The organism is Lactiplantibacillus sp. ME-2 (assembly GCF_022549155.1).
Lineage (GTDB): Bacteria > Bacillota > Bacilli > Lactobacillales > Lactobacillaceae > Lactiplantibacillus > Lactiplantibacillus plantarum.
The window spans coordinates 21,812-48,015 of the sequence record NZ_JAKZEQ010000002.1; the positions used below are offsets into that span (position 1 = coordinate 21,812).

The 26,204-nt window shown below is 44.9% G+C and carries 27 protein-coding genes and 1 other RNA gene; 25 read left to right on the forward strand and 3 right to left on the reverse strand.

Translation table 11 applies throughout. The features are described 5' to 3' along the window. Positions 1-208: 208 nt before the first annotated feature. The 25 genes from atpB (at position 209) to MMY95_RS00945 (ending at position 24,667) form a co-directional block, all read left to right on the forward strand. Positions 209-922 carry a F0F1 ATP synthase subunit A gene (gene atpB, locus MMY95_RS00825; RefSeq protein WP_003641438.1) on the forward strand — a complete coding sequence of 238 codons (714 nt, stop codon included), beginning with the start codon at positions 209-211 and terminating at the stop codon, positions 920-922. Between the two features lie 37 nt (positions 923-959). Continuing rightward, positions 960-1,172 carry a F0F1 ATP synthase subunit C gene (gene atpE / locus MMY95_RS00830; RefSeq protein ID WP_003639224.1) on the forward strand — a complete coding sequence of 71 codons (213 nt, stop codon included), beginning with the start codon at positions 960-962 and terminating at the stop codon, positions 1,170-1,172. 53 nt (positions 1,173-1,225) lie between these two features. Next, entirely contained in the window at positions 1,226-1,741 is a 516-nt protein-coding gene (gene atpF, locus MMY95_RS00835) for a F0F1 ATP synthase subunit B (RefSeq protein WP_003641439.1), read from the forward strand. After that, on the forward strand, positions 1,731-2,276 hold the full coding sequence (gene atpH / locus MMY95_RS00840) for an ATP synthase F1 subunit delta (protein ID WP_003641440.1): 546 nt from the start codon (positions 1,731-1,733) through the stop codon (positions 2,274-2,276). Before atpF ends, atpH begins: the two co-directional genes overlap by 11 nt. Before the next feature lie 22 nt (positions 2,277-2,298). Beyond that, complete coding sequence (gene atpA, locus MMY95_RS00845) at positions 2,299-3,819, forward strand: F0F1 ATP synthase subunit alpha (RefSeq protein ID WP_003641441.1); 1,521 nt, start codon at positions 2,299-2,301, stop codon at positions 3,817-3,819. Between the two features lie 29 nt (positions 3,820-3,848). Further along, complete coding sequence (locus tag MMY95_RS00850; protein WP_003641442.1) at positions 3,849-4,793, forward strand: F0F1 ATP synthase subunit gamma; 945 nt, start codon at positions 3,849-3,851, stop codon at positions 4,791-4,793. Positions 4,794-4,817: 24 nt separating this feature from the next. Further along, positions 4,818-6,221: a F0F1 ATP synthase subunit beta gene (gene atpD, locus MMY95_RS00855; protein ID WP_003641443.1), complete on the forward strand. Its 1,404-nt coding sequence runs from the start codon at positions 4,818-4,820 to the stop codon at positions 6,219-6,221. A gap of 11 nt (positions 6,222-6,232) precedes the next feature. Then, positions 6,233-6,661: a F0F1 ATP synthase subunit epsilon gene (locus MMY95_RS00860; protein WP_003641444.1), complete on the forward strand. Its 429-nt coding sequence runs from the start codon at positions 6,233-6,235 to the stop codon at positions 6,659-6,661. Positions 6,662-7,633: 972 nt separating this feature from the next. Then, complete coding sequence (gene murA, locus MMY95_RS00865) at positions 7,634-8,950, forward strand: UDP-N-acetylglucosamine 1-carboxyvinyltransferase (protein WP_003644659.1); 1,317 nt, start codon at positions 7,634-7,636, stop codon at positions 8,948-8,950. A 107-nt stretch (positions 8,951-9,057) separates the two neighbouring features. After that, the gene (locus MMY95_RS00870) at positions 9,058-9,612 is read left to right on the forward strand and encodes a GNAT family protein (protein ID WP_003641446.1); all 555 of its coding nucleotides are present in this window, start codon (positions 9,058-9,060) and stop codon (positions 9,610-9,612) included. Positions 9,613-9,735: 123 nt separating this feature from the next. Then, positions 9,736-10,737 (forward strand): rod shape-determining protein, encoded by a 1,002-nt coding sequence (locus tag MMY95_RS00875; RefSeq protein WP_241277456.1) that lies wholly within the window; start codon positions 9,736-9,738, stop codon positions 10,735-10,737. A 6-nt stretch (positions 10,738-10,743) separates the two neighbouring features. Then, positions 10,744-11,016: a membrane protein insertion efficiency factor YidD gene (gene yidD / locus MMY95_RS00880; RefSeq protein WP_003644657.1), complete on the forward strand. Its 273-nt coding sequence runs from the start codon at positions 10,744-10,746 to the stop codon at positions 11,014-11,016. Further along, positions 11,000-11,227, forward strand: a complete 228-nt coding sequence (locus MMY95_RS00885) for a DUF2969 domain-containing protein (RefSeq protein WP_003641449.1) — start codon at positions 11,000-11,002, stop codon at positions 11,225-11,227. Before yidD ends, MMY95_RS00885 begins: the two co-directional genes overlap by 17 nt. Positions 11,228-11,374: 147 nt before the next feature. Beyond that, positions 11,375-12,580, forward strand: a complete 1,206-nt coding sequence (locus MMY95_RS00890; RefSeq protein ID WP_003644656.1) for an FtsW/RodA/SpoVE family cell cycle protein — start codon at positions 11,375-11,377, stop codon at positions 12,578-12,580. Between the two features lie 30 nt (positions 12,581-12,610). Beyond that, positions 12,611-12,907 carry a glycine cleavage system protein H gene (locus MMY95_RS00895; protein WP_003644655.1) on the forward strand — a complete coding sequence of 99 codons (297 nt, stop codon included), beginning with the start codon at positions 12,611-12,613 and terminating at the stop codon, positions 12,905-12,907. A 367-nt stretch (positions 12,908-13,274) separates the two neighbouring features. After that, positions 13,275-14,306 (forward strand): methionine ABC transporter ATP-binding protein, encoded by a 1,032-nt coding sequence (locus MMY95_RS00900; RefSeq protein WP_003641452.1) that lies wholly within the window; start codon positions 13,275-13,277, stop codon positions 14,304-14,306. Next, positions 14,299-14,991: a methionine ABC transporter permease gene (locus MMY95_RS00905; RefSeq protein WP_053267760.1), complete on the forward strand. Its 693-nt coding sequence runs from the start codon at positions 14,299-14,301 to the stop codon at positions 14,989-14,991. Before MMY95_RS00900 ends, MMY95_RS00905 begins: the two co-directional genes overlap by 8 nt. A gap of 25 nt (positions 14,992-15,016) precedes the next feature. Next, positions 15,017-15,841: a MetQ/NlpA family ABC transporter substrate-binding protein gene (locus MMY95_RS00910; protein WP_053267761.1), complete on the forward strand. Its 825-nt coding sequence runs from the start codon at positions 15,017-15,019 to the stop codon at positions 15,839-15,841. Between the two features lie 242 nt (positions 15,842-16,083). After that, positions 16,084-17,001 carry an L-lactate dehydrogenase gene (locus MMY95_RS00915; RefSeq protein ID WP_003641455.1) on the forward strand — a complete coding sequence of 306 codons (918 nt, stop codon included), beginning with the start codon at positions 16,084-16,086 and terminating at the stop codon, positions 16,999-17,001. 198 nt (positions 17,002-17,199) lie between these two features. Further along, positions 17,200-18,174 (forward strand): DUF2785 domain-containing protein, encoded by a 975-nt coding sequence (locus MMY95_RS00920; RefSeq protein ID WP_003645413.1) that lies wholly within the window; start codon positions 17,200-17,202, stop codon positions 18,172-18,174. Positions 18,175-18,195: 21 nt separating this feature from the next. Further along, the gene (locus MMY95_RS00925) at positions 18,196-19,224 is read left to right on the forward strand and encodes a zinc-binding alcohol dehydrogenase family protein (RefSeq protein WP_003641457.1); all 1,029 of its coding nucleotides are present in this window, start codon (positions 18,196-18,198) and stop codon (positions 19,222-19,224) included. A 101-nt stretch (positions 19,225-19,325) separates the two neighbouring features. After that, positions 19,326-20,438, forward strand: coding sequence for a D-alanine--D-alanine ligase family protein (locus MMY95_RS00930; protein ID WP_003644652.1), 1,113 nt, complete (start codon positions 19,326-19,328; stop codon positions 20,436-20,438). A 75-nt stretch (positions 20,439-20,513) separates the two neighbouring features. Next, positions 20,514-22,073 carry a glycerophosphodiester phosphodiesterase gene (locus MMY95_RS00935; protein WP_003641459.1) on the forward strand — a complete coding sequence of 520 codons (1,560 nt, stop codon included), beginning with the start codon at positions 20,514-20,516 and terminating at the stop codon, positions 22,071-22,073. Positions 22,074-22,522: 449 nt separating this feature from the next. Continuing rightward, positions 22,523-23,419 carry a helix-turn-helix transcriptional regulator gene (locus MMY95_RS00940; RefSeq protein WP_003641460.1) on the forward strand — a complete coding sequence of 299 codons (897 nt, stop codon included), beginning with the start codon at positions 22,523-22,525 and terminating at the stop codon, positions 23,417-23,419. A gap of 117 nt (positions 23,420-23,536) precedes the next feature. Then, entirely contained in the window at positions 23,537-24,667 is a 1,131-nt protein-coding gene (locus tag MMY95_RS00945; RefSeq protein ID WP_003645410.1) for a serine hydrolase, read from the forward strand. Between the two features lie 88 nt (positions 24,668-24,755). Here the strand turns inward: MMY95_RS00945 and MMY95_RS00950 are convergent, their stop codons facing one another. The 3 genes from MMY95_RS00950 to ssrS form a co-directional block, all read right to left on the reverse strand. Next, complete coding sequence (locus MMY95_RS00950) at positions 24,756-25,238, reverse strand: universal stress protein (protein WP_003644650.1); 483 nt, start codon at positions 25,236-25,238, stop codon at positions 24,756-24,758. Between the two features lie 66 nt (positions 25,239-25,304). Further along, a complete protein-coding gene (locus MMY95_RS00955) occupies positions 25,305-25,589 on the reverse strand; it encodes a hypothetical protein (protein ID WP_003641462.1) in 285 nt (94 codons plus the stop codon). 382 nt (positions 25,590-25,971) lie between these two features. Beyond that, positions 25,972-26,159: non-coding RNA, 6S RNA (gene ssrS, locus MMY95_RS00960), on the reverse strand. Positions 26,160-26,204 lie beyond the last annotated feature (45 nt).

A 26,204-nucleotide genomic window follows, 5' to 3' on the forward strand; every position in this document is an offset into this window, starting at 1 on the left:
ATGAAAGCTTGATATTGTTGGATTTTTATTGATTGACGAAATGTTGAAATTATTTTGAATTTTTTCGACGGTGGTGGTATTATTACCTTTGTATTTTGATTAGGGGTGTCTCTAATCTACCATTTCAGGTTACGATAAAATTGACGTTGACTAGCTCAAAGGTTAAGGTTATCGTAGCACCGAAATTAAAGGAAAGAGGTGATATTCAGTGGGTGATCCAGTTCCTACAGTCAAATTCCTTGGACTGACGTTTAATATCGCGAATGACATCTCAGTAATTGTGACTTGTCTGATTGTTTTCTTGTTTGTTTTTTTACTTTCGCGACATTTAACAATGAAGCCCAAGGGTGGACAAAATGTGCTGGAGTGGCTCATCGAGTTCACGAATGGCATTGTCAAAGGGTCGATCAAGGGTAACGAAGCGTCTAACTTCGGTTTGTACGCATTTACATTGTTTCTCTTTATCTTCATCGCTAACCAACTTGGATTGTTCATTCACGTTCAGGTCGGGCAGTATACGTATCTGAAGAGTCCAACCGCCGATCCGATTGTGACTTTGACGTTATCGTTTATGACCGTTGCACTTGCACATGCTGCGGGTGTTCGTAAGAAAGGTATGGGTGGTTATTTGAAAGAATACACACAACCTTTTGCTGTTTTCTCGGTTATTAACGTCTTTGAACAATTTACCGATTTCCTAACTTTAGGTCTTCGGCTGTTCGGGAACATCTTTGCTGGTGAAATGTTACTAACGAAGGTTGCTGATTTGGCAAAGAGCAACGGTTGGTTGAGCTATGTTTACTCATTTCCAATTGAACTCTTATGGCAAGGTTTCTCAGTGTTTATCGGGAGCATTCAAGCGTTCGTGTTCGTAACCTTGACTTCAGTTTATATTTCTCAGAAGGTTAACGACGAGGAATAATTTCTAGTTTTTTAATTTTAAGGAGGATACACAGATTATGGGAGCAATTGCTGCAGGTATTGCTATGTTTGGTGCCGCTTTAGGTGCTGGTATTGGTAACGGTTTGGTTATTTCTAAGATGCTTGAAGGGATGGCCCGTCAACCAGAATTATCTGGTCAATTACGGACTAACATGTTCATCGGTGTTGGGTTGATCGAATCAATGCCTATCATTTCCTTCGTTGTTGCTTTGATGGTTATGAACAAGTAATCATTGGTCAACGAGTTCATTTTAATGAAAATGAAAGAAGGAGGTGTCATTAGATGCTCTCGCATTTAATTATCGGTGCATCCGGTCTCTACCTTGGTGATATGTTGTTTATCGGGATTAGCTTTATTGTTTTGATGGCATTGATCTCTGTTGTTGCTTGGAAGCCCATCACAAAAATGATGGCTGATCGAGCTGACAAGATTGCGAACGACATTGATTCAGCACAAAAGTCACGGCAAGAAGCGAGTGACTTAGCTGATCAACGGCGTGATGCGCTATCACACTCTCGCGCTGAAGCGAGTGAAATTGTCGCTGACGCGAAAAAGAGTGGCGAAAAGCAACGGTCAAGTATCGTTGCCGATGCGCAAAACGAAGCAACGCAGTATAAACAAAATGCGCGTAAGGATATTGAACAGGAGCGTCAAGATGCCTTGAAGAACGTCCAATCAGACGTCGCTGACATTTCGGTTGCGATTGCTACGAAGATTATTAAGAAGCAATTGGATCCGGAAGGCCAACAGGCATTAATTAATTCGTATATTGAAGGGTTGGGAAAGCATGAGTCTTGATAATCTTACAATTGCAAGTCGTTATTCAAAGGCACTCTTTGAACTTGCAGTTGAAAAAGATCAGACCGAAGCATTCCTGGCCGAGTTAAAGCAATTACGGCAAGTCTTTGTCGACAACCCGCAATTGGCAGAGGTCCTCTCAGGATCATTGCTTCCGGTTGATCAAAAACAGACAACGTTGTCAACTTTGACTGACCACGCTTCAGAATACATTAAAAACTTTATTCAAATGTTGTATGATTACGGCCGCATGTCGAACTTAGTTGGCATTGTTGACGCGTTTGAAGCACGTTTCGATGAGAGTCGCAAAATAGTGCATGCCGAAGTAACGTCTGCGGTCAAGTTGTCAGATGAGCAAGCTGATGCAATCGCAAAGGCATTCGCCAAACGTGTTGGTGCCAATCAGGTTGTTTTGTCACGTAAAGTCGATGAAGCAATCATTGGCGGTGTAATTGTGAAGTCAAATAATCAAACGTTTGATGGTAGCGTTGCGTTACAACTAACGAATTTAAGACGAGCACTCATCAACAATTAGTTTACGAAGAGGTGAAACTTTTATGAGCATTAAATCTGAAGAAATCAGTGCTCTAATCAAACAACAATTAGAAAGTTATCAAACTGAGCTCTCAGTTGCTGAAACCGGTACTGTCACCTACGTTGGTGATGGGATCGCCCGTGCTCACGGACTCGACAACGCCTTACAAGGTGAATTACTCGAATTCAGTAACGGAGTTTACGGGATGGTACAAAACCTCGAAAGCAACGATGTTGGTATCGTTGTTTTAGGGGATTTTGATGGTATTCGTGAAGGCGATACTGTTAAGCGGACTGGCCGCATCATGGAAGTTCCAGTCGGTGACGCCATGATTGGCCGGGTCGTTAACCCATTAGGTCAACCAGTTGACGGTTTAGGTGAGATTAAGACCACGAATACGCGGCCAATCGAACATAAAGCTCCTGGTATTATGCAACGGCAATCAGTTAGCGAACCACTTCAAACTGGGATCAAGGCCATTGATGCCTTAGTTCCAATTGGTCGGGGCCAACGTGAATTGATTATCGGTGACCGTAAGACTGGGAAGACGTCCGTTGCCATTGATGCCATTTTGAACCAAAAGGACCAAGACATGATTTGTGTCTACGTTGCAATCGGTCAAAAGGACTCAACTGTACGGGCCCAAGTTGAAACGTTGAAGAAGTTAGGTGCGATGGACTACACAATCGTTGTAACTGCCGGACCTGCTGAACCAGCGCCATTACTGTACTTAGCTCCTTATGCTGGGGCAGCGATGGGTGAAGAATTTATGATGAACGGCAAGCACGTTTTGATCGTCTATGATGACCTTTCAAAGCAAGCAACGGCTTACCGTGAACTTTCCTTGATCCTCCGTCGTCCTCCAGGTCGTGAAGCTTATCCTGGGGATGTCTTCTACTTGCACTCACGGTTACTCGAACGGGCTGCCAAGTTGAGCGATGAATTGGGTGGCGGTTCAATGACGGCCTTACCAATTATCGAAACGCAAGCTGGGGATATTTCGGCTTATATTCCAACTAACGTTATTTCAATCACCGATGGGCAAATCTTCTTGGATAGTGATTCATTCTATTCAGGTGTGCGGCCAGCGATTGATGCCGGGGCCTCTGTTTCCCGGGTTGGTGGGGATGCGCAAATTAAAGCGATGAAGTCGGTTGCCGGGACCTTGCGTCTTGACTTGGCTTCTTATCGTGAATTGGAATCCTTCTCACAATTCGGTTCTGACTTGGATGCTGCAACCCAAGCGAAATTAAATCGTGGGCAACGGATCGTTGAAGTCTTAAAACAACCTGTTCATTCACCATTGAAGGTCGAAGAACAAGTAATGATTTTATATGCTTTGACCAACGGTTATTTGGATAAAGTGGCAGTTGATGATATTGCCCGTTACCAAAGTGAATTGTTTGAATTTATTCATGCTAGTCATCAGGACCTCTTTGATACGATTTTGGCAACCAAGAAGTTACCAGAAGCTGATAAGATGAATGGGGCCTTAGATGCGTTTGCAGAACAATTCCAGCCAACCGCTGCCGCTGCGAAGTAGTTATGGCTGAAAAGGATGGTGAGTAGTGCATGGCAGAATCATTAATGGATGTCAAGCGCCGAATTGACTCAACAAAGAAGACTCATCAAATTACGTCGGCAATGCAAATGGTCTCAACTTCAAAATTGAACCAGATTCAAAAGCATACCAGCACGTATCAGGTGTACGCTTCTAAAGTTGAAAGCATCGTTTCACATCTTGCCAAAGCTCATCTGATGTCAGCAAGTGCCGGTGTTGCTAACAGTAATTCGAATACGATTTCAGTTAGTGAATTGCTCGCGCAACGCCCCGTTAAAAAGACTGGTTTATTGGTGATCACTTCGGACCGTGGCCTCGTTGGTAGTTACAACAGTAACGTGTTGAAACAGACTAACGATTTCATGCGGACGCACAAGGTTGATGCCGATAACGCAGTCGTTTTGGCGGTTGGTGGCACTGGTGCGGATTTCTATAAAAAGAACGGGTTAAACGTGGCTTATGAGTACCGCGGCGTCTCTGATGTCCCAACTTTTAAAGAGGTTCGTGAAATCGTTAAGACAGTCACATCAATGTACCACAACGAAGTCTTTGATGAACTTTACGTCTTCTACAACCACTTTATTAATCGGCTCTCTTCTGGTTTTCGGGCCGTTAAGATGTTACCGATCTCCGAAGAGACCTTTGAACAAAGTGAGTCAGATAATCGTAAAGCCAAGGATAGCCGGGTAGATGTCGGTCCCGAGTATGAAATGGAACCGTCAGAAGAAGCCATTTTGTCGGCCGTGTTGCCACAATATGCTGAAAGCTTGGTTTATGGTGCAATCTTGGATGCCAAGACTGCTGAACATGCTTCGTCGTCAACCGCGATGAAGGCTGCATCAGATAACGCTGGCGATTTAATCGATAAATTAAATCTGAAATATAACCGCGCACGTCAAGCTGCTATTACCACTGAAATCACTGAAATCACTGGTGGTTTGGTTGCGCAAGAATAACGAAGTGGGAGGAATTAACGACTAATGAGTACAGGTAAAGTTGTACAAGTTATTGGACCCGTTGTTGACGTTGAATTCTCTCTAAACGATAAGTTACCCGATATTAATAACGCCTTGATCATTCAGAAGGACAACGATGACACTTTAACGGTGGAAGTATCGTTGGAATTAGGTGATGGGGTTGTTCGGACCGTCGCGATGGATGGTACGGATGGCTTGCGCCGGGGAATGACAGTTGAAGACACTGGTTCTTCAATTACTGTTCCCGTTGGTAAAGAGACGTTAGGCCGGGTCTTCAACGTTTTAGGGGAAACCATTGATGGTGGTCCAGAATTCGGTCCAGACGCAGAACGTAACCCGATTCATCGGGATGCGCCTAAATATGATGAATTAACGACCAGTACTGAAGTATTGGAAACTGGAATTAAAGTTATTGACCTCTTAGCACCTTATGTTCGTGGTGGTAAGATTGGGTTGTTCGGTGGTGCCGGTGTTGGTAAAACTGTTTTAATCCAGGAATTAATTCATAACATTGCCCAAGAACATAACGGGATTTCCGTGTTTACCGGTGTTGGTGAACGGACGCGTGAAGGGAATGACCTTTACTTCGAAATGAAGGCTTCCGGCGTTTTGAAGAATACCGCCATGGTTTATGGTCAAATGAACGAACCACCTGGTGCCCGGATGCGGGTGGCCTTGACCGGTTTGACGATTGCGGAATACTTCCGTGATGTTCAAGGTCAAGACGTGTTGTTATTCATCGACAATATCTTCCGGTTCACGCAAGCTGGTTCTGAAGTTTCCGCCTTACTTGGTCGGATTCCTTCAGCCGTTGGTTACCAACCAACCTTAGCCACTGAAATGGGTCAATTACAAGAACGGATCACTTCTACCAAGAAGGGGTCAGTTACTTCGATTCAAGCCGTTTATGTACCTGCCGATGATTATACCGACCCGGCACCTGCAACGACTTTCGCCCATTTGGATGCGACGACCAACTTGGAACGTTCTTTGACGGAACAAGGGATCTACCCAGCCGTTGACCCATTAGCTTCTTCTTCAATCGCTCTGGACCCATCAATCGTGGGCGAAGAACATTATCAAGTTGCAACGGAAGTTCAACGGGTCTTGCAACGTTATCGTGAATTGCAAGATATTATCTCGATTTTAGGGATGGATGAATTATCTGACGAAGAAAAGACAACTGTTGCGCGTGCACGGCGGATTCAATTCTTCTTGTCACAAAACTTCTTCGTTGCCGAAAACTTTACGGGCCAACCTGGTTCGTATGTGCCAATCAACGATACCATCAAGGGCTTCAAAGAAATTCTTGAAGGTAAATATGATGACCTACCAGAAGACGCATTCCGTCAAGTTGGTAAGATCGACGACGTGGTCGAAAAAGCGAAATCGATGGTAACTGATTAGGAGGGGTTTACATGGCTGACAATGCAAAATCATTAACCGTTAGCATCGTAACTCCAGACGGTCAGGTCTATGAGAATAAGACGCCAATGTTGATCGTGCGAACGATTGACGGCGAACTCGGAATTTTGCCGAACCATATTCCTGTGATTGCATCGCTTGCAATCGATGAGGTTCGGATCAAGCAACTTGAAAGTGATCAGGAAGATGACGAAATTGCCGTTAATGGTGGTTTTGTTGAGTTCAGTAATAATACGGCAACGATTGTTGCCGATAGTGCTGAACGTCAGAATGACATTGACGTTGCTCGAGCTGAAAATGCACGGAAACGCGCTGAAACACGGATTCAAAATGCCCAACAAAAGCACGATGATGCTGAGTTGGCGCGGGCCCAAGTCGCTTTGCGGCGTGCCATGAACCGTTTGAATGTTGCTCGGCATTAACAACTTAAAATTCTGAAAAGCATCTGCAATTATTTGCGGGTGCTTTTTTTGTGCGGTTCAGTTAAGCCGCGATGCACAAGTTAGTCAAACTTACCGCGGTGAGTCGTACCCGTTACTGTCCAGTTTTAAGCTTGCACGGTTCAAAGCAGATTGGAACCGTGGGTTGATCAAGGGCCAAGCACTGGCTTACTAATGGCGATATCGCGTTGTTAACTAGAAGAATCGGTCTGATTCGAATATTTTTCGCCAACATTGCATCAGTATCTGGCAGAGCAGTAATTAAGACGTGGATCGCGTCTTAAAAGGGTGATCATCACGTTCCGACAATTGGCAGCAATTCCAAAGGTCGGCATAGGAAACATGAACAACTAAGTTTACAGCGAACTTAAACGTTTCAGCGGCCAATTTTGTCGCGACGTTGAAATGTTTTGTCCAGTCGGCGCGGATGTTCGTGAACTAGATTTTACTAATCGATTGAGCGTATTAGGGGCATTGCGATAAGTTGAATGGTAGAATGCAACTTATAGTGAGATTACAATAAAGAAAACGATTACAAATGAACGATACTGCTAATCAATATGGGTATGGCTTGTCAAATAATTACACGACGGACTTCTAATTAGTTAACTAATCATAAGTATTTAATATTTGTGTTGAAATTGTAACGAAAATGTAAAATGTAATATTTATCCACTAGTGTTCTATGGTATGATGATTAGGAACCGATTTGAACCTGCATGCTGCTATTGGCAAGTTGCCATGGTGTGTCCAGGTTGTTTTGATGGTTGAGCTGGTGTTTGGATTGCACACCGCGCGTTGCCGATTTGCTTAGTACAGCGGTGAACAGTGGAATTTGGGCAGGTGCGAGGCATCTGATCCAATCGGGTTCTTTTAGTAAGTGTGCTTTTTACGCAATCCGAAATCTCACGTAACTTGTTTGTTGATTATCGTTTAGTGATGGAGGGTTTATCCATGGAGGAAATTGTAGTTCATGGCGGTCAACGTTTGACAGGAAATGTCCATATTGAGGGCGCTAAAAATGCCGTGTTACCAATCTTAGCCGCAAGCTTGTTGGCTAGTTCTGGTCAGACACATTTATCAAATGTACCAGTGTTATCAGACGTTTTTACAATGAACAACGTCTTGAAATTTTTGAATACTAAAATTGATTTTGATGAAATTAATAAAACAATTGATATTGACGCTAGTCGTCAATTATCATCCGAAGCACCATTTCAATACGTATCCAAAATGCGTGCTTCAATCGTGGTCATGGGACCACTATTAGCACGATTAGGCCATGCGAAAGTCGCGATGCCAGGTGGCTGTGCGATTGGTTCACGACCAATCGATTTACACTTAAAGGGGCTGAACGCGCTTGGTGCTGAAATCGAACGCCACGATGGCTATGTTGAAGCAACCGCGAACCAGTTACACGGAGCGGCCATTTACTTAGATTTTCCAAGTGTTGGGGCAACGCAGAACATAATGATGGCGGCAACACTTGCAGATGGCATCACGACGATGGAAAACGTCGCTCGTGAACCTGAAATTGTGGACCTAGCGAACTATTTGAATCAGATGGGCGCTAAGGTTACCGGGGCCGGTACTGAAACGATCCGCATTGAAGGGGTTAAAGCGATGCATGGCTGTGACCATAGTATCGTTCAGGATCGGATTGAAGCTGGGACATTCATGGTCGCTGCTGCGGTGACTCAGGGAAACGTCTTGGTTGAGGATGCTATTGCCGAACATAATAAGCCATTGATCTCGAAGATGCGTGAGATGGGCGTCACAGTAACGGAAGAACCGGCTGGTATTCGGGTCATTGGTCCAGAAATCTTGAAGCCAACCTCCGTTAAGACGATGCCCCATCCGGGTTTCCCAACGGATATGCAACCACAAATGACAATTTTGCAGTTGTGTGCGCAGGGCACTAGTTTATTAACTGAAACGGTTTTTGAGAATCGCTTCATGCATCTTGATGAGTTACGGCGAATGAACGCCGACTTCAAAGTTGAAGGGCGCTCCGTCATTATGTATGGTCCCACTGACTTTAACGGGGCCCAGGTCACTGCGACGGATCTTCGGGCAGCTGCAGCGTTAGTAATCGCTGGACTGGTCAGTCGGGGTTACACTGAAGTGACTAATTTGAAGTATCTTGATCGGGGCTACTTTAACTTCCATGGTAAGCTGGCTAAATTAGGTGCTGAGATTAAACGAGTTGATGTTCCCGATGGCACCGTTTATGCGTTGAATCCTGATTTTGCGAACGAAGCTGCGGAATAAATCGAAATAAATGCTTACAAAACCTTCAAAGTGCGATAAACTCGTTTTTGAAGGCTTTTTTGTGGCGAAGCGGGGTAACCCGGCGCCAACATTCAGGAGGACAGCTTATGTTTATTAATATTATCGACAAACACATTTCATTGAAACCAACTGAAGTGGCTGACGCGGAGCCGCTTTTCGACTTAGTTGATCATAATCGCGACCATTTGAAGTTATGGATGCCGTGGGTTGATGCGACGGCGACCGTGCAAGACGAGCGTCATTTTATCGAATCAATGTTGACCAAGCAGGCTCATGGACAGGTGTTTATCACCACCATCATTGTGGATGGCGAAGTCGCTGGGATGCTAGACTTGCATAATATTAGTGCCATTAATCACAACGGTGAGATTGGCTACTGGCTGGGCCAGAAATATACTGGTCGTGGCGTCATGACTAAAGCGCTCGAACGATTAGAAGAAATTGCTTTTACGGAGCTTGATCTGCACAAGGTCATCTTAGGTGCAGACGTTGCCAACCAGGCAAGTCGGGCTGTTGCTGAGCGACGCCAATATCATTTGGATGCGACCCTGCCAGAAAATATCTTGTTAAATGGTCAATATCGTGATGAAGCAATTTATTCGCTGACGGTCGATGAGTGGTCGAAACGACAGGATGATTAGGCACAGCCAATTGATTGGTAGTGACAAATGAACGAGTGGCTAGGACAGCCGTCAGTTCTCATCAACTGTAGAGTATGGTATAATGATTAGTCGTATAATTGTATGTTTGAGAGGAGCAAAAACATGGCTTTAGATATTGGTATTGACTTAGGTACTGCCAATGTTTTAATTTACGTATCGGGTAAGGGCATCGTCCTTAACGAACCATCCGTGGTCGCTATCGATACGAACACGAATCAAGTGTTGGCAGTCGGGTCCGAAGCCTACCAAATGGTTGGAAAGACGCCTAGTAACATTCGGGCAATTCGACCATTAAAAGACGGAGTAATTTCGGATTTTGATGTCACCGAAGAAATGCTGTCCTATTTTATTAAAAAATTAAATGTCCGTGGCATTATGTCGCGGCCAAGTATCATGATCTGTACCCCAACGAACACTACTGAAATTGAACGCAAGGCAATCTTGCAAGCTGCTGAAAAATCTGGCGGTAACAAGGTTTACTTGGAAGTTGAACCAAAAGTGGCGGCTATTGGCGCAGGGATGGATATTTTCCAACCACGTGGGAACATGGTCATTGATATTGGTGGTGGGACTAGTGATATCGCTGTCCTATCATTAGGTGACATTGTGGCAAGTAGTTCGTTACGAATGGCCGGCGACCGGATGAATCAGGACATCGTGAACTACGTCAAAGATCAACATCACTTGTTGATCGGTGAACGCAGTGCAGAACAAGTTAAGATTCAAATCGCACAAGTTTTCAAGCAGGACGGCGATGATGATAAGGTCACCCAAGTTCGTGGTCGAGATACTGTGACGGGGATGCCGCGCTCAATTGACATTGACTCCAATCAAGTTGAAGAAGCTATTCACGAAACGCTGATGCAGATCGTTAGCACGGCCCATCACGTGATGGAAACTTTACCACCAGAAATTGCGGCCGATATTATTGACCGTGGAATTACGTTGACTGGTGGTGGCGCACTGTTGAGTGGCCTCGATCAATTGATCAGTGAAAACTTAAAGGTGCCCGTAATAGTTGCCGAACACCCATTGAACAACGTTGCTCAGGGGGCTGGGATTTTACTTGAACATATGCAGAAAACTGCTAAGAACAAGAAATAAATTACGATGCGACGGTTATTAATGAAAGGCATCCGCTTTTATCAGCGGGCCTTTTCTGCGTTTAGTCCGGCTCATTGTCGCTATTATCCAACCTGTTCTAATTACACGTTAGAAGCGATCGATCGGTTTGGCGCAGTTAAAGGCGTTCTAATGGGAGTTGCACGTATCTTACGTTGTCAGCCCTTAGTTAAGGGCGGCTTTGATCCGGTACCAGCCCATTTTTCATTGCGTCGTAATCCGCAATACAAGGAGGAAGACCACCGTGGCAAGAAAAGATAAGGCGATTTCGGTCACTTTAAACGAAACTAAGGTCAACGGTCAACCAGTTACCGAAGTTTTGATCGGTAAACAAGTGATTGGACAAGTGACTCAAGTCGGTGAACGATTTGAAGCTGAAATGGTTAGTGACAACCAACCATTTGCGCATACCAAATCTTTTGATGAGAGTCTGCAAGAGATCTTGTCGGCTTACCATCTACACAAAGGCTAATTTTTAGTAAACCTTCAACCTGGTTCCGAGAATTCGGCACCAGGTTGTTGTATAATAAAAACTATCTTAAAGTACAAAATGATATTGTGAATAGGGTTAGTCTGACGCGTGCGGTGGGCTAATCCCAACAGGTTAGGAGCGTTATTTGTGGCAGAAGAATCTAGACTCCGCAGTCAAGACGAGGATTCAAGAATTGACTGGGGTATCATATTTTCAGTGATGATGCTAGGATTGATCGGGCTGGCGTCGATTTATGTCGCCGCAGTGCACGACTCTAGTTCAGTAAACGTCACGAAGCAGGTGATTTCTCAAGTCATGTGGTTCGTGATTGGGACCGCGATTGCCGTAATTGTGATGCAATTTGATTCGGAACAGTTATGGCGAGTGGCACCGATTGCCTATTGGTTTGGGATCTTCCTGCTTGCGGCCGTTTTGGTCTTGTACAGTAGATCACTGTTTGCGAGCACTGGGGCTAAAAGTTGGTTCGCAGTTGGTTCCTTGACGTTGCAACCGTCTGAAGTCATGAAGCCCGCCTTCATCTTGATGCTTGGACGAGTCGTGACAATGCATAACACGGAGCACCCAACACATACGATGGCGAGCGATTGGCAACTCATTGGGAAGTTAATTGCGTACATGGTGCCAGTTGCTATCCTTTTGAAGTTACAAAATGACTTTGGGACGATGCTGGTGTTCTTCGCGATTCTTGGGGGCGTTATCTTAGTTTCTGGGATTTCGTGGCGATTATTGGCACCGACGTTTGCCATTGTGGCGGCGATTGCGGGGACTGCGTTATATCTCGTGATCTCGCAGAGTGGTCGCCATATTTTGGAAGCTATCGGTTTTAAGCAATACCAATTTGCGCGGATCGATACCTGGTTGAATCCGTCGACGGACACGTCTAACAATGCTTATCAAGTTTGGCAGAGTATGAAAGCGATTGGTTCAGGTCAGATTACTGGGCGGGGATTTAACGTTTCCCACGTGACTGTTCCTGTGCGTGAATCTGATATGATTTTCTCGGTAATTGGTGAAAACTTTGGCTTTATCGGTTGTGCCGTGGTCATTTTATTGTATTTCTTATTGATTTACCAGATGATCCGAGTGACGTTTGATACGAAGAATGAATTCTACGCTTACATTTCAACCGGGGTCATTATGATGATTCTCTTCCACGTGTTCGAAAACATTGGGATGAGTATCGGACTGTTACCAATGACTGGGATTCCCTTGCCGTTTATTAGTCAAGGGGGTTCGGCGTTGATTGCCAATATGGCTGGGATAGGTTTAATGATGTCGATGCGATATCATTACAAGTCCTACATGTTCAGTCGTAACGACCGGTTTGAATAGTAAAATTATTGTAAAGGTATGGTGTTTAGTATGAGTGAAGATGCAGCTTATTTTTGGACAAAAGACGTTGATGGACATACGCGGTTAGGTTTAACTAAGGCCGCCCATGAGGCTCTTGGTGAAGTGAAATATGCTGAGTTACCAGCTATCGGTGACAAGGTCAGTCAGAACAGCGCTTTTCTGAGCGTTGAAGCGACCAAAGCCGTTTCTGAATTCAACTGTCCAATCAATGGGACCGTGGTTGCGGTCAACCCGGCGTTGAGTGAGAACTTCGATGCGTTAAATAGCGTTGAAGACGGCGTTGCTTGGTTAATCGACGTGGACTAATTGCCAGGCCTTGACAATTAGAAACAGGCTCGGTATACTCGTTACATTAACAATTGATTAAAAAAGTTATCATTTTGAAAAGATGAGTACGCGGTTATGATTACTTAGAGAGTCCCTGATTGGTGAAAGGGGATTAATCGTGAAGCTGAAGATGGTCTTGAAGTAATGAAGTTTAGTGAGCAGTCGCAAGCTAAGCTTGGGTCGCACCCATTATCATGCGGAGTTCAAAGTAACTCTTGAGACAACTGGCGTGAGCTAGTTGTGAAGATGGGTGGTACCACGAGGCTAAGCTTCTCGTCCTATTGATGATTATTGTCGTAATTGTCTGGGATGAGGAGCTTTTTTTGATGCGTAAGGAGGAATTGACTTGATTGAATTTAAAGATGTGACGAAAACCTTTGATGCTAAGCAAGGGGCGGTTCACGCCGTTCAAGATGTTAATTTAAAAATCGAAGATGGTCACATTTATGGCATTGTTGGCTATTCGGGTGCTGGTAAAAGTACTCTGGTACGGATGCTGAATGGCTTAGAGACACCCACTAGTGGGTCAGTTGTGATTGATGATGTCAATATTACAACGTTGAGCGGGGCCAAGTTACGTGCCCAACGTCAAAAGATCGGCATGATTTTTCAACATTTTAATCTATTATGGTCGCGGACCGTTTTGGAGAATATTATGTTTCCACTTGAAATTGCTGGTCTGTCCAAGGTGGATGCCCGTAAGAAAGCCGAACACTTAGCAGACTTGGTTGGGTTGGCCGGTCGGGAAACGGCTTATCCGTCAGAATTATCAGGTGGTCAGAAGCAACGGGTCGGGATTGCCCGGGCACTTGCGAATGATCCTCAGATTTTACTTTCTGATGAAGCCACTAGTGCCCTAGACCCGCAGACAACTGATGAAGTGTTGGATCTGTTGTTATCGATCAACCAGAAGCTCCATTTGACGATCGTATTGATTACGCATGAGATGCACGTGATTCGCAAGATTGCTGATCATGTCGCGGTGATGGAAGCTGGTAAAATCGTCGAACAAGGACCAGTACTTGAAGTCTTCAAGCGACCACAGCAGGCTGTGACTAAGCGGTTTGTTAATGAAGAGGTCACGCCGTCGCTGAATGACACAACGGTGGTCGTGGACCAGCTGCTGGCGAAATATCCAAAGGGAACTATCGTACAACTGACGTTCCATGGCGATCAAGCCCAGCTACCGATTGTTTCAGAGATGTTGAAGAAGTATCCGTTAGATTTAAATATTATTGAGGGTGGGATTCACCAAACCCAAGAAGGGGCGATTGGTTCGCTGTACTTACAACTAACGGGTGATCAGGAACAGATTAAGGGCGCTCTAGCGTACCTACAAACGATGCGGGTGGAAACGGAGGTCTTGAACCGTGAATGATCAAGGATTAGATTCATATTTTAAATTTGCAAATGTCGATTGGGGTAGCATGATGTCGGCCACGTGGGAAACAATTTGGTTGACGATTGTGTCGATGGTCGTAGTTGCCATTCTCGGAATCGCCTTAGGTCTGTTACTTTATGAGACGGCTGGGAGTCAGAATCCGCTGGCTAAGGCCTTGAATTGGATCGTTGCGCTGTTTGTCAACGTTTTCCGGTCGATTCCTTTCATTATTTTGATCGTGCTATTATTGCCGGTAACGTCTAAGTTAGTTGGAACGATTATCGGACCGCGCGCGGCCTTACCATCACTGATTATTTCTGCTGCGCCATTCTATGCGCGGATGGTTGAATTGGCCTTCCATGAATTGGATCATGGAGTGATTGAGGCCGCTGAATCAATGGGGGCGACCCGGTGGCAGATTATTCGAAAAGTCCTATTGCCAGAAAGCATGCCGGCATTAGTTTCTGGAATCACGGTCACGACGATTTCATTAATTGGCTACACCGCGATGGCAGGAGCCATTGGTGCTGGTGGTCTGGGTAATTTGGCCTACCAAGACGGGTTTCAGTCCAATAACAACGCCATCACATTTGTAGCGACGGTAATCATTGTGATTATCGTGTTTATCTTCCAAGTTATTGGGGATATTGCAGTTCGGCATATTGATAAGCGGGTTAATTAAAGTTCGTATAGGAGGAAACGGAATTATGCAAAAAAAAGGGATTCTAGGATTATTAGCAGTTGCGGCAACGGCAATTTTGTTAGTCGGTTGTGGGAAGTCAGCGTCAACAAAGACAACGACCATTACTGTAGGGGCTTCTTCAGTGCCACATGCACAAATCTTGAAGCACGTGCAACCGGAATTGAAAAAGGAAGGCGTTAACTTGAAGATCAAAGTCTTTCAAGATTACATCTTACCTAATAAGGCATTGGCTTCGAAAGAATTAGATGCCAACTACTTCCAACACATCCCATTCTTGGATAACTGGAACAAGGAGAATCATGGGAGTCTCGTATCGGCGGGGAAAGTTCACTTGGAACCAATCGGTGTTTATTCCAAGAAAGTTAAGAGTCTAAAAGACTTGAAAGACGGCGCAACCGTTCTGGTCAGTAGCAACGTGGCTGACTATGGTCGGGTCCTGACGTTATTTAAGGATGCGGGTTTAATTACTTTGAAAAAAGGGACAGATTTAACTTCAGCAACTTTTAATGACATTAAGACTAACAAACGTCATTTGAAGTTCAATCATTCGTCTGATGCTAAGTTAATGACATCGTTCTACAAAACCAATGATGGTGATGCGGTCGTTATTAACGCGAACTACGCGGTTCAAGCTGGGTTGAATCCTAAGAAGGATGCGATTGCACTTGAAAAATCAGATTCACCATATGCCAACATTGTGGCTGTTCGTAAGGGTGATAAGAACAAGCCAGCTATTAAGAAACTAATGAAAGCTTTACGTTCTAAGAGCACCCAGAAATGGATTGAAAATAAGTACAAGGGTGCCATCCTGCCAGTTTCGGCCGACTAAACGGACCATCTTAAATCAGAATATTGATTGATTGAGCTAGCTTCAGGGATTCCCTGAGGCTAGCTTTTTTCACGGAGTTTGACTACGGTAACTTTCCGAAGCGGGTTAATGAAAATGCACGTTTGATATTATCTAAGTAGTACTGTTGATTAAATTCTTATGAGACAGCGTCCTGCTTGACTTTATAGCGGTTGCAAGGTACGCTAACCAAGTTAAATAAACTACAGATTGGGGTTTGCAGCATGCGTAAATATGGTGTGATCGGGTTAGGCCAAGTCGGTGCGACAGTGGCTTATACGTTGGTTCAACAAGGAACCGTTGATGAATTAGTTTTAATCGATAAGAATGAGGCCTTGGCCAAGGCGCAAAAACTCGATTTAGACGACGCGTCACCTCGTCTAAGCTCAACCACTAAGATTATTTTAAACGATTATTCAGCTTTGGCCGATGCCGAAGTGTTGATCGTGGCTTCTGGCAATATTGGTGCCATTGATATGAATAGTTCCAAGGGTCGCTTTGGTGAGTATGATTTAAACCAAGCGATTGTACGGGAGATCGCGCCCAAGATTGTGGCATCTGGCTTCAAAGGTATTTTGATCGATATTATGAATCCGTGTGACGTCATGACGGATTATTTACAACGAATGACAGGTTTTCCACGGCAACGGGTTTTTGGTACGGGGACCTTCTTAGATACGGCGCGGATGCAAAAGTATGTCGGACAAGCAGCTGGTACGAATGGTAAAAATGTTGCGGGGTACGTATATGGCGAACACGGCAACTCACAATTTGTAGCTTGGTCAACGGTTAGCGTCAATGGGCAGCCTATCAAAAATTTCCCAGGTCTGAACCTTGATCAACTTGAAGAAGATGCAAGGCAAGGGGCATTTGCAGTCATGGCGGGTAAGCATTATACAAACTTTGCGATTGCTACTTGTGGTGTCCGATTGGCAGAAGCTGTCAGCGCGGATGCACAACTGGCTTGCCCAGTTTCAGCTTTTGATCCGCAATATGGGACATACGTTGGCATGCCTGCTGTGATTGGTAAAAACGGGATTGAATCATTAATTCAACTAGATCTGACCACTGATGAACGAGCGTCGTTAGCAGCGTCAGCGAAGTTTATCAAGTCGCAAGTGGACGTTTTACCGCAAGCATAAGCTTTTTCTAAGCATGGATTGAAACATCTTGTCATTAAACGTGGCCTAATCAGGGTGTGCGGTGTGGACTTGGGTATTGGCTCAGGTTGGCTTCGTGACGTCTATAATTAGGTCACGTTTTATGATTGAATGGTTCTTTTGGGCAGACAGGCGCTGACATGCTAAAATAGAAGGTAAATTCGAGATTACGAGGTCATTATGCAAGCAGAGAAATTGATGCAGGTTAAGGATGCAGTGTTAAAGTTAAGACAACAACTTCGAGCGGGACAAATCTATCAGTCACTGCCCAGTCGAATGGCAACGCTGATTAAGCAGTTACCGAGTACCGTGACAACCACGGTAACGATTCCGAGCGACGAAGAGGTGCTTCCACTGATTGCAACACTTCATGAGCAGTTGAAGAAAGGCACGTTGACCGCGATGAGCGACGATCAAATCAAATTATTGATGGCACACGTTGGTTCGCTGAATCCGCTGGTTCGTGATCAAGGCGTCTACTATTTGTTAAACGAGGCATTACAGCAGCAGGTACTCACACCGGAACAGTTGGGCGATATTTTTGATCAGTTGATTCAAGATCAGATGTTATTTGCACACATCGATGAGCCGCAAAATGATGCCATTTATCAGCGGTCATTTGCGATACTATTACTGTCAGTGCTCTTGTATGCGGACCATGCGGGTCTCAAGTTTATGACACCCGCGCGGCTGGATCTAGTTGTTGAGCAAATGACAGTCTACATTTTACTCGAAAAGGATACTCGGGGGTTTGTGGGCACCACCGGTTGGGCGCATGCGTACACGCATATTGGTAATATCTTAGATGAACTGGCAGATGAGTCTCAACTCGCACGTGCGGATAAATTATTACTGTTGGCCGCATTGATTGCTCGTTATCAAAAGTTAACAACGCCGTTGATTTTTGGCGAGCCAGAACGACTATCGACTTATTTGACCTTGATTACAAACAAACATGAGCTTTATTGTGATTATTTGTTAACTGCGATGAAGGACTGGCATCAGCAGTTGATGATGCATACTCGTCCGGCTAGTGAAGCTGAATGGACGCAGATTTTCAATCGTAATCGATTATTGGAAGCACTTGCATTACACGATGATCTGCCAACGGCCGTCGTAGATTATTTGGATGATGAATTAGAATTTTTAGGTTAGTTTTGGAAGGAAGTCTTTTGAATGCAGGCAAAAGCAGTTGGATTAACGCAAGGGTTGCCAGTGAGCGATCCGAATAGTTTACAAGATGTCACCATTAATGTAAATCAACCTCGTGGCCGTGATATCTTAGTAGCCGTCTTAGCAACCGCAGTCAATCCAATCGATACGAAGCAGCGGCAAGGTCAATCGCCAGTGACAACGCCGCGAATACTAGGTTTTGATGCCGTTGCTAAAGTGTTGGCGGTCGGTGAAGCAGTGACAACGATTATGACAGATGATGTCGTTTATTATGCTGGCGCCGTCGATCGGCCGGGGAGTGATGCTCAGTATCAATTGGTTGATGAACGGTTAGTTGCGTGTGCCCCGAAAACGTGGTCGCCGGCGCAGTCAGCTGGTCTGCCGCTAACGACACTGACAGCTTGGGAAGCATTGTTTGAAAAATTACCATTCACTGCAGCGGCTGACGCGAATCTTGGTCAGAGCGTCCTTATCATCAATGGTGCTGGTGGGGTTGGCTCGATGGCCATCCAGTTGGCAAAGTGGGCGGGTCTTCAAGTTATTACGACGACTGGTAAGCCAGAAACCACTGAATGGGTTAAGCGGTTAGGTGCTGATATCGTCTTAGATTACCATCAAGATCTGGGATCGCAATTAGCTGCGGCCGGTTTGCAGGCTGTCGATCATGCGATACTATTACACTCTACGGATCAATACTTGCCATTAGTGACACCGCTAGTCCGGCCACTTGGCACGATCGTCGCCGTAGTGACAAATCAGCACCCCTTGCCAATGGCGTTACTAAAGCCGAAAAGTTTGAATTTTGCTTGGGAGTTTATGTTTACGAAGGCTAACTATCAGTTGCCATCGATGGCGACGCAGGGGAGTATTCTGGCACAGGTAGCGCAACTGGCCGATGCCGGGGTGATTGTACCGACGACCAAGCGGACTTTAGCTGGAATTAATGCAGCAAATTTGCGAACTGCGCACACAATCGTAGAGACGGGGCAAATGTTGGGTAAGATTGTCTTGACTGCGCCATTTGACGCGTAAAAAACAACGTTTTATTGTAAAAATGTTTTCAATTGTGCTCAGATATTGTAGAATTAACTAAGCCGTAGTATGAAATAAACCTTGATAGGATGAACAAAATTATGGAGACACAAAAAAAGATCCATGTTGGTATGTTGTTTGGTGGTAACTCTTCAGAACATGATGTTTCGAAGCGTTCAGCGCACAACATTTATGATGCCATGGACAAGAATAAGTACGAGATTGACTTGTTTTTAATCACGAAGAACGGGATTGTCTTGAGTGATGCTGCAACTCGGCGCGTATTTGATGGTGAACCAGAAGATCAAGTCGTCGCCGAAGAAATGCCAAAGTTGGACATGAGTGATCCATTAGCTCCCATCAAGAACCTGACACTGGCCAAAGATATTGATATCTTCTATCCAGTGGTTCATGGTAACTTAGGGGAAGATGGTACTTTACAAGGGCTGTTCAAGTTATTGAAAAAGCCGTATGTTGGTAGTGGTGTCTTAGCGTCGGCAGCTAGTTTTGATAAGGATATTACGAAGCAGATTTTAACGCATCATCATATTCAAAACACCAAGTACGTGGTGGTTACACCGGAAAACCGGGACCAAATGACGTACGCTTATTTACAAGCCCACGTGGGTGATCATTTATTCATTAAGCCAGCCAATCAAGGATCGTCGATTGGGATTCATAAAGCTGAGAATGAACAAGAATACTTGGATGGTTTGGCCGATGCGTTCAAATATGACTACAAGATTTTAGTTGAAGAATCGATTGACAATCCGCGTGAAGTGGAATGCTCGATCTTAGGCAATGAAAATCCTAAGGCATCTAAGCTTGGTGCCATTGATGTGCCGAAGACGGACACGTTCTACGACTATAATAATAAGTTCGTGGATGCGAGTGGTGTAACGTTCGAATTACCAGTCGAATTACCAGCTGATTTGACGAAACGGATTCAACAGATGTCGCTAGACGCGTTTAAAGCGCTTGGTCTAAAAGGAATGGCACGCGTCGATTTCTTAGTGTCTGAAGATGGTGAACCATACTTGGGTGAAATCAATACGTTACCTGGTTTTACTAACATTAGTTTATATCCAAAGCTATGGGAAGTTTCGGGCATTAGTTATACGGCGTTGATCGATCAATTGATCCAACTTGGTTTTGATGAATTCAAACGTCAATCTGATATTCACTATGATTTCGTTGCGTTAGACGCGGAATAAGATAGTAATGAGTTTTGTGGTGGTTGGGATGAAGCGATTCATCACGGCCGCCTTTTTTTGTGAGGAGGGGTCAGGTTGTTAAGTCGCGGATGGCACTTAGTGATGCAGGGAGCGCGCCAACTGGCTGGACCGCTAGCCTGCTGGTGGTTGGCCGGCATATTGCTGGCGGTACTCGCTAAGGTGCTCGGGATTCTGGTCGGTGGGGTAGTCAGCTTGCTAGGCTTGTTGCTTTTGAGTGCCTGGTTACCAGCCATGGTCGCTCGTAGTAATCATGAGTCGTGGCAGGCCGGTCAATTTTTGTATCGCTGGGTGCTGTTAATGTTTACGGCGGTGTGGTGGTTACCACTCGGTTGGTTAGGCTATTTAGCAACTTTACAAGCGAGCATACAATTGCCAGCGACTGTTCAAAATATAATCTTTAATACGCGTTATGACTGGCTTCCTGTGGCGGGACCACTTTGGCTGTTGGGCTGGCTGATTAGCTGGAAGTGGTTACCAGCACTCCAACGCCAATTGACCGCTCCGACCAGCTGGCGTAATTATTGGCGAACGGGTTGGCGGATTTCCTGGTGGACAGTCTTTAAAAAAAGTCGAAATGTGTGGCTGTTCCTGATTAGCTGGCTCGTTATGGCAATCATTAGTGGTGGCATAGTGTGGGCTAGTGGCGCTGTTAGCCAGCTGGTCAGTCAATTTATTGCAGTTTTCATGATGACTGGGTTGCAACTGCTGGCTTGGTTAATGTTTATGGGATGGTGGTCGTGCCTTTGGCCAGAAACAGCAATCGCCGGTCACTCTAACTGGCAAACTGGGCTACTTACGTTGACCGGTTTGCTAGTCTTGGGTGGTTACGCAGGCTGGTGGCTAGGAACGCCACCAACGGCGCCGCTAGCAATTATTGCACATCGGGGTGTTAATGGTCGTGACGGTGTCCAAAATACCACAGCGGCGCTTAAAAGGACTGTAAAGCAAGTTCAGCCTGATATGGTCGAAATGGATATCCAGCCGACAGCGGATCGCCACTGGGTCGTCATGCATGATCCAACGCTGAAAGCTTTAGCGGGTCAACCCGGTCCCGTTCATGAGTACCCCGTTGATAAGTTGAGTGGATTACCACTACGGGAGCATGGTCAAAAAGGCTACTTGAGTACGTTTAAGCAGTACTTTGCGGTGGCACACAAATTACAGCAACCTTTATTAGTCGAAATCAAGTCAGTTGGGACGGCTGATCAACTAATGGGGATTTTTGCCGACAACTATGCACAACGACTGATACAACAAAAAGGGGCGGTACACTCTTTGGACTATCGTGTGATTGAACGATTACATCAACGGGCGGCGCAACTACCGGTTGGCTTCATAACACCGTTTTATCTGACGGATTTTTCTAATTCCGTCGCGGGATTTTATTCTTTACAAGCACTGACCGCGACCCGTGAGCAGATCAGTGCGGCCCACCGCCAACATCGGATCGTCTACTTCTGGACTGTTGATCGGCCGCTTGCAATGCAGCGACTGACGGCCATGGGGGCTGACGGGCTGATCACAAATCGACCGGGCCAACTACGAAGATTACAGGGTCAATCTAAGCATTATTATTTTTATCAATTGATAAATTGGTTAGTTAGTTGGTTATAAACTACTGAAAGAAGTATGAGAACTAATCTTAATTATTAAGCCACGTCAACCGATTAATTGAGGGTGTCATGACAATTGATGTTTGCTGTTAATAAGGTTAATTCGCTCCCCTTTAAATCGCTTTCAGTAGTTCTCACTTTTAATGAACAAGTCCTTGATTAGGGTGGTTAACGAACTGTAAGCCTGGATAATTAATAAATGACCTTCGGCCGATATCATGGTATAAACTTAATATTAAATAAGAATTACGCGTATTTCTTGCTAAAATTCCGTTATGTGAATATAATTATATGCGTAATTGGTATTGTCCAATTGGTTAGTGCTCAATTATTCGAACGGATTAACGAGGATTGATTAGGTGTCACGATACCCTTGTTCATTTAGTGGGGGCAGCAAGGGGAGTTACAAAATGAGTTTGGTTTAAGGCAATCAATGAAGAGGGGTTAAGCATGAGAATATTAGGAGAAAAAGTGCGGCAGTTCAGAAAGCGGAAGGGCATGTCGCAGAAGGAACTGGCTGATGGGATTTGTACTCAGGCAACGATTAGTCTAATCGAGAAAAAAAGTAAAATTCCAAGTATGAAGATTATGATGAAAATTTGTAATCGATTAGGAATTCGTTTATCGGAAGTCATTATTGAAAATGACGACCAGTTATATCGGACCTTCAAAAAAATTGATACTTTGATTCGACATACACAACTGGAAGAGGCTCAGGATGTGTTCCAGCATATCCGTCCGAAGCAGTTACGTAGTAATACGGATAAGAAACAGTATTATTACTATGAGGGCTATCTTCAATTAGTGCTCAATGACAATGCTGATGAAGCCATCTTTAACTTTGGGATGTTGCTTAATCAGTTCGTCAAGTCTAGTCACGATATGTTTGCCATCCTGGCCACACTTGGAACCGGCTTAGCTTATGAACGTAAGCAGGCCTATGACAAGGCTGAAATTTTTGTCAAACAGGCAGTTGCTACCTTACACACAATGGATGCGCAAGCAATGCCGATGGGTGACGACGATTACTTACAAAATGAAATTTTGATTTACGCCTCAGCCGCACAATTGTATGCTAAGATCAATTTTCCAGAGGAAGCTTTGGAGTTGATCGACTTGGCACTCAAGAAGGCTCAGGAGAGTCAGTCACTTTATTTATTAGACCGTTTGTATGCACAAAAGGCGGCCAATGAAGTTGTTTTAAATAATGTCCAGTCAGCGCATGATCACTATTACGTGGCGTATGCGTTAAGTCTGGTGACACATAACAGTAGTTTGACCGAAAAAATCACGAAAGAAATGGCCGAGTACCATATTGCACCCTTGCAAGTGGCTAACGACGCTTAGATAACGTGATAGGACAGTTAGCGGTGAACGGCCGCGCTTAATGGGAGATATTGCGGTTCCCATTAGGCACGGCACACCGCTGACTGTCCTATTTTTAATACCGGGGGGAATGTGAAGATGAGTTGTCAAAACTGTGGTTACCAAAATTCACCGCATGCCGTGACTTGCCTAAAATGTGGTCATCGTCTAACGCCAGTGAATGGTGATGTCAATCAGCAAAGCCGAGTCCAGCGGCGGCGTCAACAATCACGGCGGACAACTTTTTCGAGTCGCTTTAGGCCACAAACACTCCTTGGGGTATTAATTGCGGGGTTACTATTGCTGGGTGGCGGCTATATCGTGGGACAACTATTGTGGTCGTCTACGACATCGGCAACTGCCGAGTCGGCAGGTAAAAGCCAGGTGCATAAGCCGGCTGCCAGCGATTCTGACGCACCGATGAAGGCAACACAGACATTTCCGACTACGACAGTTACTGATCTGGTTGCGCAAGCAACGAATGGGTTGGCTGGTCAAACTTCGGTAGCGGTGATGCCATTAACGGGTAGCCAGACCGTGGTTTTGAATAATCGAGCGCAACGTGCTGGCAGTTTGATCACGTTATTTATTATGGTCACTGCCTTTGATCAGGTCCATCAAAATAATTGGCGCATGCAGGATCGTTATACCCTGCGTGCTGCCGATAAAGTTGGTGGAACCGGGACGTTGCACACGTTACCAGCTGGAAGCCAGTTGACGTATGCTGAAATCACGAAACGCATGATTACGGAGAGTGATAATACGGCTGCTAATATCATGTTGGATCGTGTTGGCGGCTTCTCGGCGGTCAACACGGAAATTGCACAGTTGGGTCTGACTGATACAAAAATGGCTCGGCGGTTAATGGATACTGCCGCACTAAAGGCCGGGCATGATAACGATACTTCGGTTCGGGATGTGGCAACGGTGCTGAAACGACTGGCGAACCTGCGTTTGATCTCGAACAAAGCCGATCACGCGATGTTAACGATTTTGAAGGCGAACACGGATCACAGTAAGTTGGTCAAAAATCTGCCAACACGCGCGACGATCTATAACAAAACTGGGGACTATCAAGCATACGGTGTTCAAAATGATGCGGCCATCGTTCAGAATCGTCAGGGAACTTTTATCATGACGATGATGACTGCTAGTGGGGAACGTACCGCGCAAACGGTCGCGATGAATGATCTTGGTCAGGCGCTTTACCGGGCAATTTTAGAGCAGTAAGTGGTATGATTTTGGCAAATAGTAAAAAATCGGCCAGTGAGGTAAGTAACTTCACTGAGCCGATTTTTATTGTACGTGTATCAAAAGATTACTTTTTCTTTGGTTTAGGAGCTGGCTTATTTTCCAAGTCAGTCCGGACAACGAGAACGTCACAAACAGCCATCCGAGTGACATATTCGGTGACTGACCCGATCAATAAGCGTTCAACCGCGTTGAGACCAGTTGCGCCAATCATAATTAAATCGATGCCCATATCCTTAGGAACGTCGCGCGCAATAATCGTCTTAGGTGCGCCATATTCAATCGAATAATCCACGTTATCTAAGCCGTCCGCCTTAGCTTCTGCAACGTACTTGTCCAACGTTTTTTGAGCAGTATCGGTCACTTGTTCAACCATGGTCGTATCAAAACTAGAAATGTTTTGGAAAGCACGGGTATCAACCACGTGGACCATGTGAACTGAGGCGTTAGGTCCGTTCCGTTTCGCGACGGCAACCGCCTTTTTAAATGCTAATTCCGCTTCATAAGAACCATCAACAGGAACTAAAATGTGTTGGTATTGTTGTAACATCATTCTCACCCCTCATTACTTTATAACTATATTGTAAAGGTTTTCGCAAAAAATAAAAAGCGTTTTCTATGAGATTTGCATGAAACTCACTAAAATTAGTGCAATTGCCATCATAATCAGTGAACCGCTAGCCAGTACAATGGCAATTAGCATTGTCGCTTGAACAAAGATGGTCACGAAACAGGCGATGGTAACTAGTAACATTAAGCCGCCACCATAGCGTGCGACGTGTTTGATTGTCGGCGCTTTGTTCGGGTCAAAAAAGAGAAATGGTCGGGACTGGTGCGTCAGCAGATAATAACTGAGCCAACCCGCAATGAGCGTGTATATGACAAGCAGTAATGTAATCAAAATGAACCTCCAACAGGTGATGTTAATCTTATTTTAGTTGATTCCGGAAGAGAAGACAAATGCAATGCTAGCTAAAGATAAGCGATTAGTACTAGTAGTTCACACAACACAATTTAGCGTCAAATGATTGCGACACACGTCATGCTGGTTTTATGAGGATGAGTAATTGTTCAGGAGTGCCGGATTGTTGCAGAAATACCCAAACCAGCGTGATGGACTGTATTTCAGTAGCCGAGATTATTCATGTATAACCGGCTTCCCAATTAACCATTCTCCCCATGAGTTTTGGACGGTGTTAGTAAAATGACGTTGTGAACTTGGGTCGCTTTCACGCCACAAAAAAAGGCCAGGAACAAGTCCTGACCAACGGAAGTAAACTTCCGGAAAAACTAGTGGTGCCGTTAATCGCCCTTCAGTATTGACCCGCTTTAAGGCAGGTGGGACGTTCTGACTAATTCGCTAACTACCAAAGGATAAGGCATGTTATGGAATTAGCTAACGGACATCCCAAAGTAGTATTAATTGTTCGGCAACACTTTGTTTAGAGCAATGCGCACACCTTAGTAATTTCGACTCTTAGTCTAGCATATAAAAATAAAAGTTGCAATTATTAGC

Excerpts from the sequence above, each read along its gene's own strand:
- yidD (WP_003644657.1), top strand. The coding sequence starts at position 10,744 with ATGCGACGGTTATTAATGAAAGGCATCCGCTTTTATCAGCGGGCCTTT.
- MMY95_RS00895 (WP_003644655.1), top strand. The coding sequence starts at position 12,611 with ATGAGTGAAGATGCAGCTTATTTTTGGACAAAAGACGTTGATGGACAT.
- atpH (WP_003641440.1), top strand. The coding sequence starts at position 1,731 with ATGAGTCTTGATAATCTTACAATTGCAAGTCGTTATTCAAAGGCACTC.
- MMY95_RS00910 (WP_053267761.1), top strand. The coding sequence starts at position 15,017 with ATGCAAAAAAAAGGGATTCTAGGATTATTAGCAGTTGCGGCAACGGCA.
- atpA (WP_003641441.1), top strand. The coding sequence starts at position 2,299 with ATGAGCATTAAATCTGAAGAAATCAGTGCTCTAATCAAACAACAATTA.
- atpF (WP_003641439.1), top strand. The coding sequence starts at position 1,226 with ATGCTCTCGCATTTAATTATCGGTGCATCCGGTCTCTACCTTGGTGAT.
- MMY95_RS00870 (WP_003641446.1), top strand. The coding sequence starts at position 9,058 with ATGTTTATTAATATTATCGACAAACACATTTCATTGAAACCAACTGAA.
- MMY95_RS00925 (WP_003641457.1), top strand. The coding sequence starts at position 18,196 with ATGCAGGCAAAAGCAGTTGGATTAACGCAAGGGTTGCCAGTGAGCGAT.
- MMY95_RS00875 (WP_241277456.1), top strand. The coding sequence starts at position 9,736 with ATGGCTTTAGATATTGGTATTGACTTAGGTACTGCCAATGTTTTAATT.
- MMY95_RS00920 (WP_003645413.1), top strand. The coding sequence starts at position 17,200 with ATGCAAGCAGAGAAATTGATGCAGGTTAAGGATGCAGTGTTAAAGTTA.
- atpE (WP_003639224.1), top strand. The coding sequence starts at position 960 with ATGGGAGCAATTGCTGCAGGTATTGCTATGTTTGGTGCCGCTTTAGGT.
- MMY95_RS00915 (WP_003641455.1), top strand. The coding sequence starts at position 16,084 with ATGCGTAAATATGGTGTGATCGGGTTAGGCCAAGTCGGTGCGACAGTG.
- MMY95_RS00930 (WP_003644652.1), top strand. The coding sequence starts at position 19,326 with ATGGAGACACAAAAAAAGATCCATGTTGGTATGTTGTTTGGTGGTAAC.
- murA (WP_003644659.1), top strand. The coding sequence starts at position 7,634 with ATGGAGGAAATTGTAGTTCATGGCGGTCAACGTTTGACAGGAAATGTC.
- atpD (WP_003641443.1), top strand. The coding sequence starts at position 4,818 with ATGAGTACAGGTAAAGTTGTACAAGTTATTGGACCCGTTGTTGACGTT.
- MMY95_RS00850 (WP_003641442.1), top strand. The coding sequence starts at position 3,849 with ATGGCAGAATCATTAATGGATGTCAAGCGCCGAATTGACTCAACAAAG.
- MMY95_RS00945 (WP_003645410.1), top strand. The coding sequence starts at position 23,537 with ATGAGTTGTCAAAACTGTGGTTACCAAAATTCACCGCATGCCGTGACT.
- MMY95_RS00950 (WP_003644650.1), bottom strand. The coding sequence starts at position 25,238 with ATGTTACAACAATACCAACACATTTTAGTTCCTGTTGATGGTTCTTAT.
- MMY95_RS00860 (WP_003641444.1), top strand. The coding sequence starts at position 6,233 with ATGGCTGACAATGCAAAATCATTAACCGTTAGCATCGTAACTCCAGAC.
- MMY95_RS00940 (WP_003641460.1), top strand. The coding sequence starts at position 22,523 with ATGAGAATATTAGGAGAAAAAGTGCGGCAGTTCAGAAAGCGGAAGGGC.